Below are 13,334 nucleotides of genomic sequence, written 5' to 3'. Positions count from 1 at the left end.
CTGGCACGATTGAGTGATGCGTTTATGCACAATATATGCGTTGGAAGCCCTTGATGCGAAGGGAGGCGGCCCTAGGCTATCAACGCAATGCGATCAACCTATCGTAAACGTTCTGGGGGCAGAGGGTTAGTCGTCGGTGCCGGAGATCACCCCGTCGACGGCCTGCCGCCAGTCGCTCGGCAGCGGCTGGCGGGGGTCGCGCGCCTGGGCCTCGGCGGCGCTGTCGTACCAGCGCCGCGGGCGGAATAGCCGCAGCTGACGCCCGTCATCTCCCAGGGTAAGTCCCAGCCGCCCTGCGCCGTAGCGGGCGTAGAGCACCCCCCGCAGCGTCTCGTCGGCGAGCCGCAGGTTGGCCAGCAGGGCCAGGTCGCGGCCGGTCAGGTCCAGTTCCTCGAGGTGCAGTCCATCGCCGCCCAGGCGCAGCCGGGTATGACCGCGGATATCGGGCACGGTGAGCAGCCGGCCGAGCCGCGGCCGCTCGGCGCTTCTGGCCAGCACCAGGTTGGCCAGCAGTCCGCTGTCGCGCATGGCTAGCGCCAGCTCGGCATCCAGATGGAGCGGCTGCTGCCAAGTGAGCTGGCCCGCCTCGAGGTCGAGCTGAGCCCACCAGCCTCGTTCGCGCTGGCCGTCGAGCCCCTGGCGCGAGACGTTGTCCAGTCGCAGGCGGCTGCCGGCGGCATCGAACTGCAGGGTCTCGAGGTTGCCTTCGCGCAGCCGGGCCTCCAGGCGCAGGTTGCCCTGCAGCTGCTGTTCGCCGAGGCGCAGGCCGGCATCGAAGGCCTGCAGGGTCAGGTCCCCCCGGGCGCGGGGGCCCTCCAGCTCGAGCTCGGCGGCGAGGCTGGCGCGCCCGCCCAGTAGGGCCAGTCCGGCGCCCGCCGGCAGATAGGCCTGATAGTCGGCGAGGTCCGCGACCTCGGCCACCGGCAGCGCGATACGGGTGGTCAGCGACGCCAGCGGGATCGCCCCGGCGGCCATCGCGAAATGGGGCGTGGCGATCTCCAGGCGGAAGTGGCGGCCGCTGAGGTAGGTCGTTGTGCCGTCACGCCGCCCCAGCGACAGCCGCGGCAGGCTCAGGTCGAGCCGTGCGGCGGGGGCTTGGGGGTTGCCCTCCAGGCGTGCCTCCAGCCGCCCGCCGCCGACCACGCGGTAGTCCAGGAAGGTGGCGGCCAGCCGCTGGGTATCCACCTGCAGCCGGCTGCCCGGCTGGGGGGTCTGGCCCAGCAGTTCGAGATCGGCCTGCAGTTGACCGTCGCCGCGCAGCGTCACGCCGTGGGCGGCGGGCAGGAAGCGATCGAGAAAGCCCAGCCGCTCGACCCGCCCCTCCAGCACCAGCCGACTGCGGGGAGGCTGCCCCCCACCGAAGGGGTGATCGAAGCGGGCCCGGCGGGCCACCAGCAGTGTGCTCAGCGGCTGGTCGCCCTCCGCGCCGTCGGCGAGCAGCGTCAGGCGGGCGCCGGAGAGGTCGAGGTGGCTGCCGTCCAGGCGGGCGTGGCGAATCGGCAGTGCCAGGCTAAGCTCGCCGTCGACCTCGGTGTCCAGCAGTCGGGCCCGCAGGGCGCGTCCGCTCAGCGCGAGCTCGCCGCGCACCCCGTCGGGCGACAGCCGCAGCTCGCCGCGGCTGTCGGCGCGTCCGCCCAGCAGCGCCAGGGGGGCGGCCGGGGGCAGGTGCTGACCCAGCACCGCCACGTCGGGGACGCTGGCTTCCGACCAGGCCAGGCGCAGGGCCGCGGCCTCGGGCGCGTCGAGCGAGTCGAGCTCTGCCGCCAGGGTCAGGGTCGGGGCGAGCAGCAGCGGGCGCGGGTCCTGGCCATGGCCCAAATGCGCGTCTTCCAGGCGCAGCTCAAGCTCGGCCCCGGGTGCCGCCTGGGCCTCGTTCAGCTGCGCCAGCAGACTGCCGCGCCCCCGGGCGTGAAAGCCCAGGAAGCGGGCCTCGAGCCGCGGCGCGCTCAGGGCCAAGCGGCTGCCAGGGAGGGGGTGGCCGTTGCCCAGCCGCAGGTGGGCCTCGAGTTCGCTCTCCCCGTCCAGGGTCAGGCCGCGGCCGTCGAGGGCCTCTGCGAGGTAAGCGTTCAGGAAGGCCAGGTGGGTGACCCGCCCGCTGACCGCAAGCTCGCCGTCCAGCGGCGGCGGGCCCGTCGGGTCCGCCAGCTCGGCCAGCGGTCGCCGGGCCTGGAAGCGCGCCATCGGCAGCCTCAGGTCGGTGATCATCGGCGTGGGTTCGCCCGCCGCGGCGGCTGCCACCCGCAGGTGCGTTCCCGAGAGGTCGAGGCGCCGCGCCTGGGGGTCGAGCTCGACGAGGTTCAGCCCCAGGGTGAGCTCGCCCAGCAGGCGCTGCTCCAGCAGGGTCAGGGCCACCGTCTCGCCGCTCAGGTCGATGCGGCCCCGGAGCCGGCCGTGGCGATAGCGAAGCTCGGCGTCCAGGCGGGCGCTGCCGTCATGCAGCGCTAGCGGTGAGCCCGGCGGCAGGTAGCGGGCCAGTCGGCCCACGTCGGCGACCTCGGCGCCGTGCCAGCTCAGCTGCGCGCTGTCGGGGGGCCGGGAGGGCGCTGTCAGGTCGGCGTCGGGCAGCCAAGCCGAGAGGGCGAAGCGGCGGCTGGCGAGCAGCGGCGGGGCATCCGCCTCGTGGAGCGGTTGCATGGTCACCTCAATGAGGCCGACGTCTAGCCGGGGCGTGGCGGCGGCCTCGTCCTCGGCGCTCACCCTCAGGCTGGCCCGGCCGCGGCCGGCCAGCCGCTGGCGCTTCCCGGAGGCGGCGGCATCGGCCTCCTCGAGCAGGGCGCTCTCGTCGAGGGTCACCGCCAGGGCCGGGGCGTCCAGGGTCAGGTGGCTGCCCGGGGCCAGCACGCCCTGCTGCAGCGCCAGCTCGCCGCTGAGTACGCCGCTACCCGCCAGCGCCAGCCAGGGGGTGGCCTGCAGGTAGGGATTGAAGACATCCCAGGCGTCGGCGCGACCGGCCAGGCTCAGCTCGCCGGAGACCGCGGCAAGCTGAGCCTGATCGACGCCCCGAGTCGGGTCGGTGGGGTCGACCCTCAGGCGGGCGGTCAGGGAGAGCGCCTCGGCCAGCAGGGTCTCGTCGCGCCACAGGGCGCCCTCGCCCAGGGACAGCGCCAGGGAGTCGAGGCTGAGGCGATCGGCGGTCAGGCTCAACGCCTCCAGGCGCAGCTCCCCCTCGCCCTGCAGGCGGTGTTCGCCCACCGCCAGCCGCCGCAGGCCGCTGGCGTCGAGCCGCTGAATCCTCAGCCGACGCTGGAGCAGCTCGCCCGGCGCCAGCCGCAGCTCGGCCTCTTCCACGGCCAGGGTCAGCGGCAGCGCCTCGGTGTGGCGCTCGATGACCAGGCCTTCGAGCCGCAGCCGGCCGGGCCAGAGGCTCCAGCCGCTGTGCCAGGAGATCGAGACCTCGGGCAGGCGGCGGTCGAGCCAGGCCTGGGCCCAGGCGCTGTTCAGCAGCAGGTTGAGACCGGCCAGGCAGAGCAGTGTCAGCAGCGCCAGGCTCGCTGCCAGCCAGATCGCGCTGCGCCTGAGCCGGCGCGGCGGCTGTTCGTTGGTGGGCCCCATGGCGTGCCGCTGGCCTCCTTGTTGGCTGATTGCCGCGAGCGCAGTGGCTTCGCCCCGGGCCGATTTATGGCATCATCGACGCGTTGCAGCATGCCGCCGATTCGCATCGGTGACCGCCTCATCACCCAGGGCAGACAAGACCACGTATGTTTCTCGATCCTTATCATACGCGCACGGGCTCGCGCATCTGCATTTCTGCGCAGCAGGCCAGCGACTTCGCCAAGCGCGTTGCCGGCGACTTCAACCCCATCCACGATGCGGGGGCGCGGCGCTTCTGCGTGCCGGGAGACCTGTTGTTCGCCCTCGTGCTGGACCGTTTCGGTCTCTCGCGGCACATGGACTTTCAGTTCAAGAGCATGGTCGGCGACGGCACGCCGCTCACCCTGCAGGCCCAGGACGATGGCCTGCTGGAGGTCAGTGACGACGAGGGCAAGTGCTACCTGGAGGCCACCCGCCGCGGCGAGACGACCCATGAGGCCGCCGCGGTGGAGGCCTTCACCCGCGGCTACGTGGCCTTCTCGGGCAAGAACTTCCCCCACGTGCTCAAGCCGCTGCTCGAGGCCCAGGGGGTGATGTTCAACCCGCGCCGCCCGCTGGTGATCTACGACAGCATGGGCTTCTCACTGGAGCGCCTGGCCCTTCGCGAGCCGCAGCTGACGCTGGTCGACGCCACCCTGGAGGTGAACGGCAAGCGCGGCGACGTGCGGCTCGAGTTCTCCATCACCGACGGCGGCGAGGAGGTCGGCAGCGGCAATAAAAAGCTGGTGGTCAGCGGCCTGTGCGACTACGACGCCGAGGCCATGGAGGCGATCGTCACCGAGTTCTACCGGCTCAAGGCCGCCTACGAAGCCGGCGACTGAGCGACCGCGAGCGCTACACCACCACGGTGACTGGGCAGGAGGCCAAGTCGATGACCCGGTGGCTGACGCTGCCCAGCAGCGCCTCGCGCCAGGTGCCCAGCCCGCGCCGCCCCATGATGATGACCGGGTAGTCCTCGTAGCGCGCGGCGTGTTCGGCGATTGCCTCGGCGAAGCGCTCCCCGGCCAGCAGCTGCTCGGTAACGCCGGCCGGCACCTCGCCCAGGACCTGGCGGGCCTGGGCGAAGATGCGCTCGGCCTCATCCTGCTGGTCGGCGTCCTGGTCGGCCGGTTTGCCGCTGGGGCGGCAGAACAGCAGTTCCACGCCGGCCTCGGCGCTGCGTGCCAGGTCCCCGGCCAGCTCGGCGGCCTGGTTGCTGTGCCGCGAGCCGTCCACCGGCAGCAGCACACGGCCGATGCGCTGGATATCCTCCGGCGCCGCCTCGGCGTGGACCACGGTGACCGGGCCGCGCGCCCGGTGGACCACCTCGTTGCTGACGCTGCCCTCCACGAACTTGCCCATGTCGGTGAGGTGGCGAGCACCGATCACCAGCAGGCAGCGGTCGTGCTGGCGAGCATGGTTGACGATGGCGCGGGCCGGCTGGCGCACGAAGGTGTCGTCCTCCAGGGTGACCTCGCGGGGCGGCGATGCCAGCGGCGGTTCGATGGCCTCGCGGGCGCTGGCGAAGGCGTCGGCGGCGGCCTGCAGGCGCAGCGAGCGGTCGCGGTCGGCCTCGGCCTGGCGGTTGGCCGGCATATCACTGAATTCCGGCGGATTGAGCGGCATCACGTGGAGCAGCTGCAGCTCGGCCTCGAGCAGGCGCGCCAGCAGGGCCGCATGGCGGGTAGCCGCGGCGGCGGTGGACGACCCGTCCACGGGTACGATCACGAGCGAAATGCGCTCACTCATGGAGATTTCTCCCTTGGCGGCAGAAGGCGACAGCTCAAGCCTAGCGCACTTCGCTGGGCCTCGTCTTCAGGCCACACGCAGCCGCTTGCCCAATAGCATGCCGCCCCAGTGCAGCCGGTTGGCCAGCACGTTGAGGCAGATAGACCCGGCCAGTCCGACTACGATCAGCAGCGCCGAGTACACTGGCAGCGGGAAATGCAGGCGATCGTCGACGAAGTCGACCACGGCGAAGAACAACGGATGGGCCAGGTAGATACCGAAGGAGTATTCGTTGATGCGCTTGACCACCGGCGTGGCCGGGCGTCCCCGAAGGTGGGTCATGGCCCAGAAGATGAACAGGATGAAAAGCGGCACCACCCAGGTCTCCTTGGAGGAGTATTCCAGCCAGCCCGGCAGCGTCAGCAGGGCGATGAGCGCGACGAAGGCGATCAGATAGCGGGTCTGGGCCAGTCGGCGTATCCAGCCCAGCGCCCGCGTGTCGGAACCGGCCGCCTCGGTTGGTGGCGCGCCGAGGGCGGAGTAGTGGCGGACCAGGAGCATGGCGAGAAAGAAGAGATAGACCCAGCCCAGGGGCGCGATCCACAGCAGGTAGCCGGGGGGCTCGATGCCGAATAGCCGGGTCAGTCCCCAATAGGCGATGCCCATTGCGCCGCCGATTACCAGCCAGGGGCCCGAGGGGAGCCAGTGTGCCAGTCGATAGCGGGTATAGACCCAGTAGAAGGCATAGAACTGCATGGCGATGATCAAGAAGTAGCCGTGCCAGCCGGCATAGACGAGGTACTCGATCAGGTTCTCCACGAAGCCCACGCCGTCGTCGCCAGCATTGAGTCGGATGAACTCGGCGGTGGAGTAGATCATGCCGTAGACCAGATAGGGCACCATCACGTACTGCAGGCGGGTCAGCAGAAAGCCCGGCGGGGGGTGGCTGGCGTAGCGCGCGGCGAACAGGAAGATCGAGATGAAGATGAAGATCGGTGTGCCGAGCACGGTGGGAATCCGGGCCAGGTCAAGGTAGACGTTGTCGAGGTGCTGGTTGAGTCGGTCGAGGAAGTGAAAGGCGAACACGGCCAGGCAGCCGTAGAAACGCAGCCAGTAGATTTCCTCGATTCGCTTCATGGGGACTCCGTGCCCGGCGCTGAGTGGCAAGTGAACGTCGATGGTCGACGCGAGGTCGGACATCTCCGAGTTCCAGGAATTCCCATGGAGGTGGCGTATCGCTTTGTTTCCTGACCGGTATCGCTGGAAATTCCGAGTCGCCCCCTGGTGGATGGCGGGGCTTTTGCTGCTACTGAGCGCACCGACGCTGGCCGGGCAGGTCACACAGCACCGCTTTCCCTCCGAGACGCTGGGGGAGGCGTACCGCTACACGCTCTACCTGCCCGATGGCTACCGATCATCCGAGCTGGCCTACCCGGTCATCTACCTGCTGCACGGCTCTTTCGGCAGTCACCGCGACTGGGTCGAGCAAGGTTCGCTCGAGCAGATCGCCGACCGGCTCATGCGCGAGGGGACGATTCCGCCGGCGGTGATCGTGATGCCGGGCAGCCGCAGCTGGTGGATCGACGGCCACAACGAGGCGGCCCGTACGGCCTTCTTCGAGGAACTGATTCCCCACGTGGAGGCAACCTGGCAGGTGGTCCCCGAGCGTGAGTGGCGCGGCGTGGCGGGGCTGTCGGCGGGGGGGTACGGCAGCGTCAACTTCGCCCTGGAGCGCCCGGACCTGTTCGGCGCCGCGGCGGCGCTGAGCCCGGCCAGCTACCACCCGCAGCCGCCGGCCAACTCCTCGGCATGGCACCATCCCGCCTTTCTCGACGACGAGGGGGCGTTCGATACCGAGCTGTGGCAGCGAAGCAACTACACGGCGTATCTGACCGACTATCTGGCCCAGGAGCGGGTGGTGCCGCTCTACCTCAGCGCAGGCGATCGCGACGCCTTCAATGCCGAGCACCATGCCCGCCTGCTGCGTCAGTCGCTGGTGTACCACCAGCCGCAACACCTCGCCCTGGAGGTCTTCCCCGGGGGCCACACCTGGCGTGTGTGGCGGGCCAGTCTGCCCCACGCCCTGACCTGGATGTTCCAGTTCCTGGAGGGGCCCATCGCTCTGGAGGCGCTCGCGGTGCGGGCCGCTAGGTGAGGGCCTAACTGGTGGCGCGGGACGAGGCACCGTCCACCACGCTGCGGTTGCAGCCCAGGCGCTTGGCCGAGAAGAGCGCACGGTCGCTGCGCTGCATCAGACTCTCGGCGGTATCCCCGGCCCCCAGCTGGGCGATGCCCAGGCTGAGGGTGACCCGGGCCAGCTGGTTGGGCAGCGGCGTGAACGGCTGATCCTCGATGGTGCGCCGCAGCCGCTCGGCGATCTCCACCGCCGCCTGGGCGTGAGTGCCCGGCAGGATGAGGGCGAACTCCGAGCCGCCGTAGCGACAGGCGATGTCGTTCTGACGCACATGCTGGCGGATCTGCTTGGCCAGCGCTTCCAGCACCTGGTCCCCGGCCTCATGGCCCCAGCTGTCGTGCCAGGCCTTGAAGTGATCCACCTCGAGCAGGATCAGGCTCAGCGGCTCGCCGTTGCGTCGGCAGCGCTTCACCGCCTCCCGCAGGGCGCCGGGCAGACGCTGGCGGTTGTAGAGCCCGGTCAAGGGGTCGGTCATGTCGCGCTGCTGCCCCGAGCCGCGCTGGCGATCCCGGACGGCAGGCTCCCGTGCCAGCCAGTGCACTCGCCAGGCCAGCGCCAGTGGCAGCAGCAGGGCGGCCACCAGCGAGCCGGCCTGATAGCCGTGCACGCTCCACGGGCGGTAGGGCAGAATCCCCAGGTAGAGGCCGGCCGTCAGGCCCAGGCCGCCGATCAGCGCCAGCCAGGCGGGCAGCAGGCCCCAGGCCGGCCGGAAACCGCGGCGCAGGGCGCGTGCGGCGACCGTCATCAGGGCGATGGTGCAGACCACTCCCATCAGGGTGTGGTAGGGCAGGCTGATGCGTTCGCCGAACAGCAGCATCGCTAGCGGCGTGCTGGCCGCCACCAGCAGGCCCAGACGAGTCAGCCGCTCGCCGTCGGTGTCGCGGCTGGGGGTGAGCAGGAAGTCACGGCTGAGCAGCAGTGCCGCCATCGCCATGGCCGCCAGGGTGGCGCTCCCCGCCAGCAGCTCGAGGCGCGGCGTTGCCGTCGGCCAGAAGGTGATGAGCAGCCCTCGCGATAGACTCAGGTGCAGGGCCGCCAGCACGATCAGCAGCGCGTACCAGAGCGGGCTGCGGTCACGCAGGGTCAGCGCCTGCACCAGAGCGAAAAATGCCAGGGCGGCGAGCAGCCCGTAGTAGAGGCCGTTGGTGAAGTCGTGTTGGCGTGCTTCGGCCAGGTAGGCGCCCGGTGTCTGCAGCTGCGGGGCGACCAGCATGGGAGCGGCGGACGCCAGCCGCAGCATGAAGCGCTGAGGCGCCTCGGCCTCGAGGGGCAGTTCGAACAGCGGCCCCTCGGCGCCTGTCCGCCGGGCGCTGGGCGCCAGCGGCTGCCAGCCCGCCTCGCTGCGCTGGTAGAGGGTGACCTCCTGGAACCGATGCCGGTCAAGATGCAGCAGCCAGGGGCCTGTCGGTACCGTCGGGGCGAGCAGCTCGAGGTGCAGCCACACGGCGGTGTCCACCCGACCCAGGTTGAGGGCCTCGGCCTTGGCCGGCCAGAAGGCGCCGGCAGCGAAGGCGCGCACTGCCTGTTCGACCTGCCAGCCGGATTCCGGCTCGACGACATAGTGGGCGTGGGGCAGCAGTGGCGTCGACTCGCCCTGGAAGGAATGCGGTTCGGCGCCGGCCTCGCCGACCAGGAGGAACAGCCACAGCATCGCCGGGATAAGCAGGCGAATCGGCGCCGCGCTCCAGCGCCCTGCCTGTCCGCTGCCGTTGGCCCTGCCCGCTGCTCGGTTCACCTGTGCGCTCCCTGTTGCCGGCCGCCTCGCCACCTGTCCCCTGCTGTCAGCATATCCTTGCGGGGGCGTTGACGCTAAGCATGACCAGCCCGGGGGGCTGTCGCAAGTTCACCGTGCGCCGGTGGTCGGCGTCTACGCGAAAAGGGCCGTCGATCGGCGATCGACGGCCCTACTGTCACGTCTTGGCTGCCGGCATGGCCGGCGGCGGGATCAGGCCCGCTTGGCGGCCTTGCTAGCCGACTCGGTCACCTTCTTGACGCCGCTCTCGGCGAGCTTCTGGCTTTTCTCGACGCTCTCCTCGGTCAGCTTCTGGCTCTGCTGGACGAAGTCCTGCTGCAGGGCCACCACCTTGTCGGCATCGCGCTTGAAGCGCTCGGTGATCTCCTTGGCGACGTTCTGCTGGCCTTCCATGTAGATCCGCAGGTCTTCGGCGGTCTTGACGTTGAGCAGGCTGCGCAGCTGCGCCAGGCTGGCGTCGGCCCAGGACTTGCCGGCCTCGAGCTGGGCGTTGATCAGCTTCTCGCTGTAGTCCACGGTCAGCGCCGCGTAGGCGCGAGTCGGGCCGATGAACACGGATTCGAACTGCTCGGTGAACTGCTTGGTATCGACGTTTTGCATCGCTTGACCCTCCTTAGGGTGCTTGATAGTGCGAAGGCCTTGGTGGTCGACCGATGCCTTCTGCGTCTTTGCTGCATTGCACAATAGCAGGGATTTTTGTGCAGTGCAACATAGCGAATCCACGCCCTCCCGGAAAGGCCCGCCCGGCGCGCTGGCCGTGGCACGGGGGGCCGACCTATGCTGCTGTTGGCAGTGCCGATGAGTTTGCTATCGTCGCGCCATGAGTCATTCATCAATTCAGGAGGCAGCCGATGGCCCACGATTCCCATCCGGAGACGATCCCCGCCAGCATGTCGGCCATGCTGCTGACCGGCCACGGTGACGTCGACAAGCTGGTCTATCGCCAGGACGTGCCGACGCCCCGCCCTGGCCGCGGCGAGGTGCTGGTGCGGGTCACCGCCACCGCCAAGAACAATACCGACCGCAAGGCCCGCGAGGGCCTCTATCCCACCAAGGACAAGGGCGAGGTGACGTCCTTCGCCATGGGGGGCGAGCCCACCCTGAGCTTTCCGCGCATCCAGGGGGCCGATGTGGCAGGTCGGGTGGTCGCCGCCGGGGAGGGGGTGGATCTCGAGCGGCTCGGTGAGCGCGGTCTGCTCGACTTCAACCTCTACGCCGACGCGCGTCGCGACATCAACCTGACGCCGGACTATTACGGCCACGGTGCCGACGGCGGCTTTGCCGAGTACATCGTCGTGCCCTCGGAGCAGTTCCACCATGTGCCCAACCCGGAACTGGCGGATGCCGAGGTGGCCGCCATGGGCATGTGCTCCTACCAGACCGCCTACCACATGATGACCTCGGCCCGGGTCGGCGCGGGGGAGAGGGTGCTGGTGAGCGGCGCCAGCGGCGGCGTGGGCACGGCGCTGATCCAGCTCTGCCGTATCGTCGGCGCCATTCCCTATGCGGTGAGCCAGCCCGACAAGCGCGAGGCCCTGCTGGCGCTGGGCGCCGAGGCGGTGATCGACCGCGGCGACCTGGAGAGCTTCGTCGGGCGGGTCCTCGAGGCCACCGGGGGGGCGCCCATCGACGCGGTGATGGATCTGGTCGGCGGCGAGATGACCGACCGCTTCATCGACACCATGATCGTCGACATGAAGCGCCGAACTACCTATCCGCGGCTCTCCATCGCCGGCGCCAGCGGGGGCAACCTCTCCGAGATCATGTGGACGCGCATCTATCTCTACCAGGTGCAGATCTTCGGGGTTTCCCACGGCACCCGCGAGGAGGCCGAGCAGCTGGTCGAGTGGATCCGCGGCGGTCAGCTCAAGCCGGTGCTTCACGCCGCCTTCAAGCTCTCCGAGCTGCACGAGGCCGAGCGCTATTTCGTCAATCGCGGCAGCGGCTACCTGGGCAAGATCGTCATCGTCCCCGATTCGCAGTGGGCCGAGCACGGTGCCCCCTTCGCGCTGGAGAACACCCCATGAGCAACGAACTGGTCCTGCAGCTGATGGACACCCACGCTGGCGGCGATGTCAGCCGTATCGTCACCGGCGGCATCGAGCCGCTGCCCGGGGCCTCGGTGCGCGAGCAGATGCACTACCTGCGCGACGACGCCGACGGCCTGCGCAAGCTGCTGCTGGAAGAGCCCTACGGGATCCCCGAGATGTCGGTGGACCTGCTGGTGCCGGCCACCCACCCCGAAGCGGCGGTGGGCTACATCATCATGGAGGTGATGGGCTACCCCATCTACTCCGGCTCCAACACCATCTGTACCGCCACGGCGGTGCTGGAGAGCGGCCTGGTGCCCAAGCGGGAGGGGCGCCAGCGTTTCGCGCTGGAATCGCCAGCGGGGCTGGTGCAGATCGAGGCGCTGGTGGAGAACGGGGTGGTCGAGGCCATTACCTGCGAGGGGCTGCCCAGCTATATCGATACCTACCGGGCCGCCATTCATGTGCCCGGAGTGGGGGAGGTGACCTACAGCGTGGCCTATAGCGGCGGCTTCTACGCCCTGGTGGATGCCGCCGAGCTGGGCTTCCACCTGACCCGCGACGAAGAGCGGGCCCTGGCGGACTGTGCCCACCGGATCGTCGAGGCGATCCAGGCCGAACGCGGCTTCTCCCACTACACCCTGGGCGATGTCGGGCCGCTGCCCTTCCTGCACTTCATGGGGCCGGTGGAGCAGGTCGCCGACGACTTCTACCGCTCACGTTCCACCACCTACGTGCATCCCGGGGTGATCTGTCGCAGTACCACCGGCACCGGTACCTCGGCGCGCCTGGCGCTGATGCACTACGAGGGGCGCATCAGGCCCGGCGACAAGCTGGAGACCGTCTCCCTGCGCGAGACCGGCTTCATCGGCAAGTTCACCGGTGTCCGTGAGGAGGGCAAGGGCCTGGTGGTGGAGAACACTATCACCGGCAAGAGCTACGTGCTGGCGCGCTCGGACATCGTCGTCAACTGCGAGGACCCCATGGTGGAGTGCGCCGGGCTGCACCATATTCTCAGCACCGCTCATTCGTCTCCGGACGCCGAGTAGCGCCGACAGGCTGCCGGACGCTGCCACTGTGCTCCGTTCGGCATCCCCCATCGCCCGCGACGATTATCCTCCGACCCGCTGCGCCAGGGCGTCGCGATAGGCGCGGATTCGGGCCGCATTGGCCCCCATGTCGCCGCGCCCGATCCGCGAAGCGGAGCGCACGTCCACGCGTACCCCCTCGTCGGTCTCGGTGAGGCGGATGGCCACGTCGTCCTCAAACCCAAACCAGGCGGTGGTGGCGGTGGCCTCGAGGGTGGTATCGGTGACGCCGGCCAGCTCCCAGCCCATGTCGAGCGCCGCCGCCTCGGCGGCGCTGAGCGCGGTTGCCAGGGGCAGGTCCAGCAAGATCGGCTGGATATCCGGATAGGCCTGGCGCTGCTGGCGGGCGGTCGCCTCGCCGGGGTAGGCCACGGCGTTGGGGGCCGCCTCGCGGGCGCCGGCCAGGGCCTCGAAGGCGGGCGGATTCTGGGTGTCGGTGGTGATGTCGTGGATCGGCGGCGTCTCCTGGGCGCGCTGCCAGTGTTGCCAGGGCACCGCCATCATGCCGACGCTGGCGGCAACCACCGCGACGGCGGTCAGGACGACCAGGCGCCGCCGACAGGCCGCGGCGACGATCAGGGTGGCCAGTCCCACGGCGCCGGCTCCCAGCGCCACGAAGATGCCGTTGCGCAGCAGGTGGAAGGCCTCGCCCAGCGGCAGCATCCCCTGGCGGTAGGCCGGCCCGGCGCCGATCACCATCAGCGCCGCCACGATCAGCAGCAGCACGGCCAGCCAGGCAAGCATCGTCGGCCATTTGCCGCCCCGGGGGCGGGGAGGAGAGGAGCTGTGGGGTGCCATCGGTAACCTCCGCGTCACAGGTATCTGACCAACAGCATATCGCATCGGCGCTTACCCGCTCGTCGCGTCGCGCCGATGGGCGGCGAGTTGCTGCAGTGCGTCATGATGAGGCATGGGCCGATGTTGGCGTCCCTGGCTGGTGCATGTCGCGGCCCGGGCGGCGCGTGCCGTCG

10 protein-coding genes are annotated in these 13,334 nt (G+C 69.9%); 4 read left to right on the top strand and 6 right to left on the bottom strand.

Annotated features, from left to right (window positions below):
- Window positions 1-126: 126 nt before the first annotated feature.
- Window positions 127-3,552: a hypothetical protein gene (locus tag ACZIYR_RS15795; RefSeq protein WP_483527360.1), complete on the bottom strand. Its 3,426-nt coding sequence runs from the start codon at window positions 3,550-3,552 to the stop codon at window positions 127-129.
- A gap of 146 nt (window positions 3,553-3,698) precedes the next feature.
- Here ACZIYR_RS15795 and ACZIYR_RS15790 point away from each other — a divergent pair, with 146 nt between their 5' ends.
- Window positions 3,699-4,412 carry a DUF3581 family protein gene (locus tag ACZIYR_RS15790; protein ID WP_473034726.1) on the top strand — a complete coding sequence of 238 codons (714 nt, stop codon included), beginning with the start codon at window positions 3,699-3,701 and terminating at the stop codon, window positions 4,410-4,412.
- A gap of 13 nt (window positions 4,413-4,425) precedes the next feature.
- Here the strand turns inward: ACZIYR_RS15790 and ACZIYR_RS15785 are convergent, their stop codons facing one another.
- Both ACZIYR_RS15785 and ACZIYR_RS15780 read right to left on the bottom strand, forming a co-directional pair.
- On the bottom strand, window positions 4,426-5,319 hold the full coding sequence (locus ACZIYR_RS15785; RefSeq protein ID WP_473034725.1) for a universal stress protein: 894 nt from the start codon (window positions 5,317-5,319) through the stop codon (window positions 4,426-4,428).
- A 66-nt stretch (window positions 5,320-5,385) separates the two neighbouring features.
- The gene (locus ACZIYR_RS15780) at window positions 5,386-6,435 is read right to left on the bottom strand and encodes an acyltransferase family protein (RefSeq protein ID WP_483527359.1); all 1,050 of its coding nucleotides are present in this window, start codon (window positions 6,433-6,435) and stop codon (window positions 5,386-5,388) included.
- Window positions 6,436-6,598: 163 nt separating this feature from the next.
- Between ACZIYR_RS15780 and ACZIYR_RS15775 the strand changes: the two genes are divergently transcribed.
- Window positions 6,599-7,453 carry an alpha/beta hydrolase gene (locus tag ACZIYR_RS15775; RefSeq protein WP_483527358.1) on the top strand — a complete coding sequence of 285 codons (855 nt, stop codon included), beginning with the start codon at window positions 6,599-6,601 and terminating at the stop codon, window positions 7,451-7,453.
- A 4-nt stretch (window positions 7,454-7,457) separates the two neighbouring features.
- On the opposite strand, the gene ACZIYR_RS15770 is transcribed toward ACZIYR_RS15775, so the two are convergent.
- Window positions 7,458-9,227, bottom strand: a complete 1,770-nt coding sequence (locus ACZIYR_RS15770) for a diguanylate cyclase (protein ID WP_483527357.1) — start codon at window positions 9,225-9,227, stop codon at window positions 7,458-7,460.
- A gap of 210 nt (window positions 9,228-9,437) precedes the next feature.
- The gene (locus tag ACZIYR_RS15765; protein ID WP_473034722.1) at window positions 9,438-9,845 is read right to left on the bottom strand and encodes a phasin family protein; all 408 of its coding nucleotides are present in this window, start codon (window positions 9,843-9,845) and stop codon (window positions 9,438-9,440) included.
- Window positions 9,846-10,096: 251 nt separating this feature from the next.
- Between ACZIYR_RS15765 and ACZIYR_RS15760 the strand changes: the two genes are divergently transcribed.
- Together ACZIYR_RS15760 and ACZIYR_RS15755 are read left to right on the top strand one after the other, a co-directional pair.
- The gene (locus tag ACZIYR_RS15760) at window positions 10,097-11,272 is read left to right on the top strand and encodes a zinc-binding dehydrogenase (RefSeq protein ID WP_483527356.1); all 1,176 of its coding nucleotides are present in this window, start codon (window positions 10,097-10,099) and stop codon (window positions 11,270-11,272) included.
- A complete protein-coding gene (locus ACZIYR_RS15755; RefSeq protein ID WP_483527355.1) occupies window positions 11,269-12,324 on the top strand; it encodes a proline racemase family protein in 1,056 nt (351 codons plus the stop codon). The genes ACZIYR_RS15760 and ACZIYR_RS15755 overlap by 4 nt, the downstream gene beginning before the upstream one ends.
- A 63-nt stretch (window positions 12,325-12,387) precedes the next feature.
- Here ACZIYR_RS15755 and ACZIYR_RS15750 read toward each other — a convergent pair whose 3' ends face one another.
- Window positions 12,388-13,161: a DUF1499 domain-containing protein gene (locus tag ACZIYR_RS15750; protein WP_483527354.1), complete on the bottom strand. Its 774-nt coding sequence runs from the start codon at window positions 13,159-13,161 to the stop codon at window positions 12,388-12,390.
- Window positions 13,162-13,334 lie beyond the last annotated feature (173 nt).

The organism is Billgrantia sp. NRB1, from assembly GCF_056921725.1.
This window is presented reverse-complemented; position numbering and strand designations above follow the sequence as displayed.

Bases quoted from the DNA above. Each gene is read 5' to 3' on its own strand.
- ACZIYR_RS15765 (WP_473034722.1), bottom strand. From the start codon at position 9,845: ATGCAAAACGTCGATACCAAGCAGTTCACCGAGCAGTTCGAATCCGTG.
- ACZIYR_RS15795 (WP_483527360.1), bottom strand. From the start codon at position 3,552: ATGGGGCCCACCAACGAACAGCCGCCGCGCCGGCTCAGGCGCAGCGCG.
- ACZIYR_RS15790 (WP_473034726.1), top strand. From the start codon at position 3,699: ATGTTTCTCGATCCTTATCATACGCGCACGGGCTCGCGCATCTGCATT.
- ACZIYR_RS15785 (WP_473034725.1), bottom strand. From the start codon at position 5,319: ATGAGTGAGCGCATTTCGCTCGTGATCGTACCCGTGGACGGGTCGTCC.
- ACZIYR_RS15750 (WP_483527354.1), bottom strand. From the start codon at position 13,161: ATGGCACCCCACAGCTCCTCTCCTCCCCGCCCCCGGGGCGGCAAATGG.
- ACZIYR_RS15780 (WP_483527359.1), bottom strand. From the start codon at position 6,435: ATGAAGCGAATCGAGGAAATCTACTGGCTGCGTTTCTACGGCTGCCTG.
- ACZIYR_RS15760 (WP_483527356.1), top strand. From the start codon at position 10,097: ATGGCCCACGATTCCCATCCGGAGACGATCCCCGCCAGCATGTCGGCC.
- ACZIYR_RS15755 (WP_483527355.1), top strand. From the start codon at position 11,269: ATGAGCAACGAACTGGTCCTGCAGCTGATGGACACCCACGCTGGCGGC.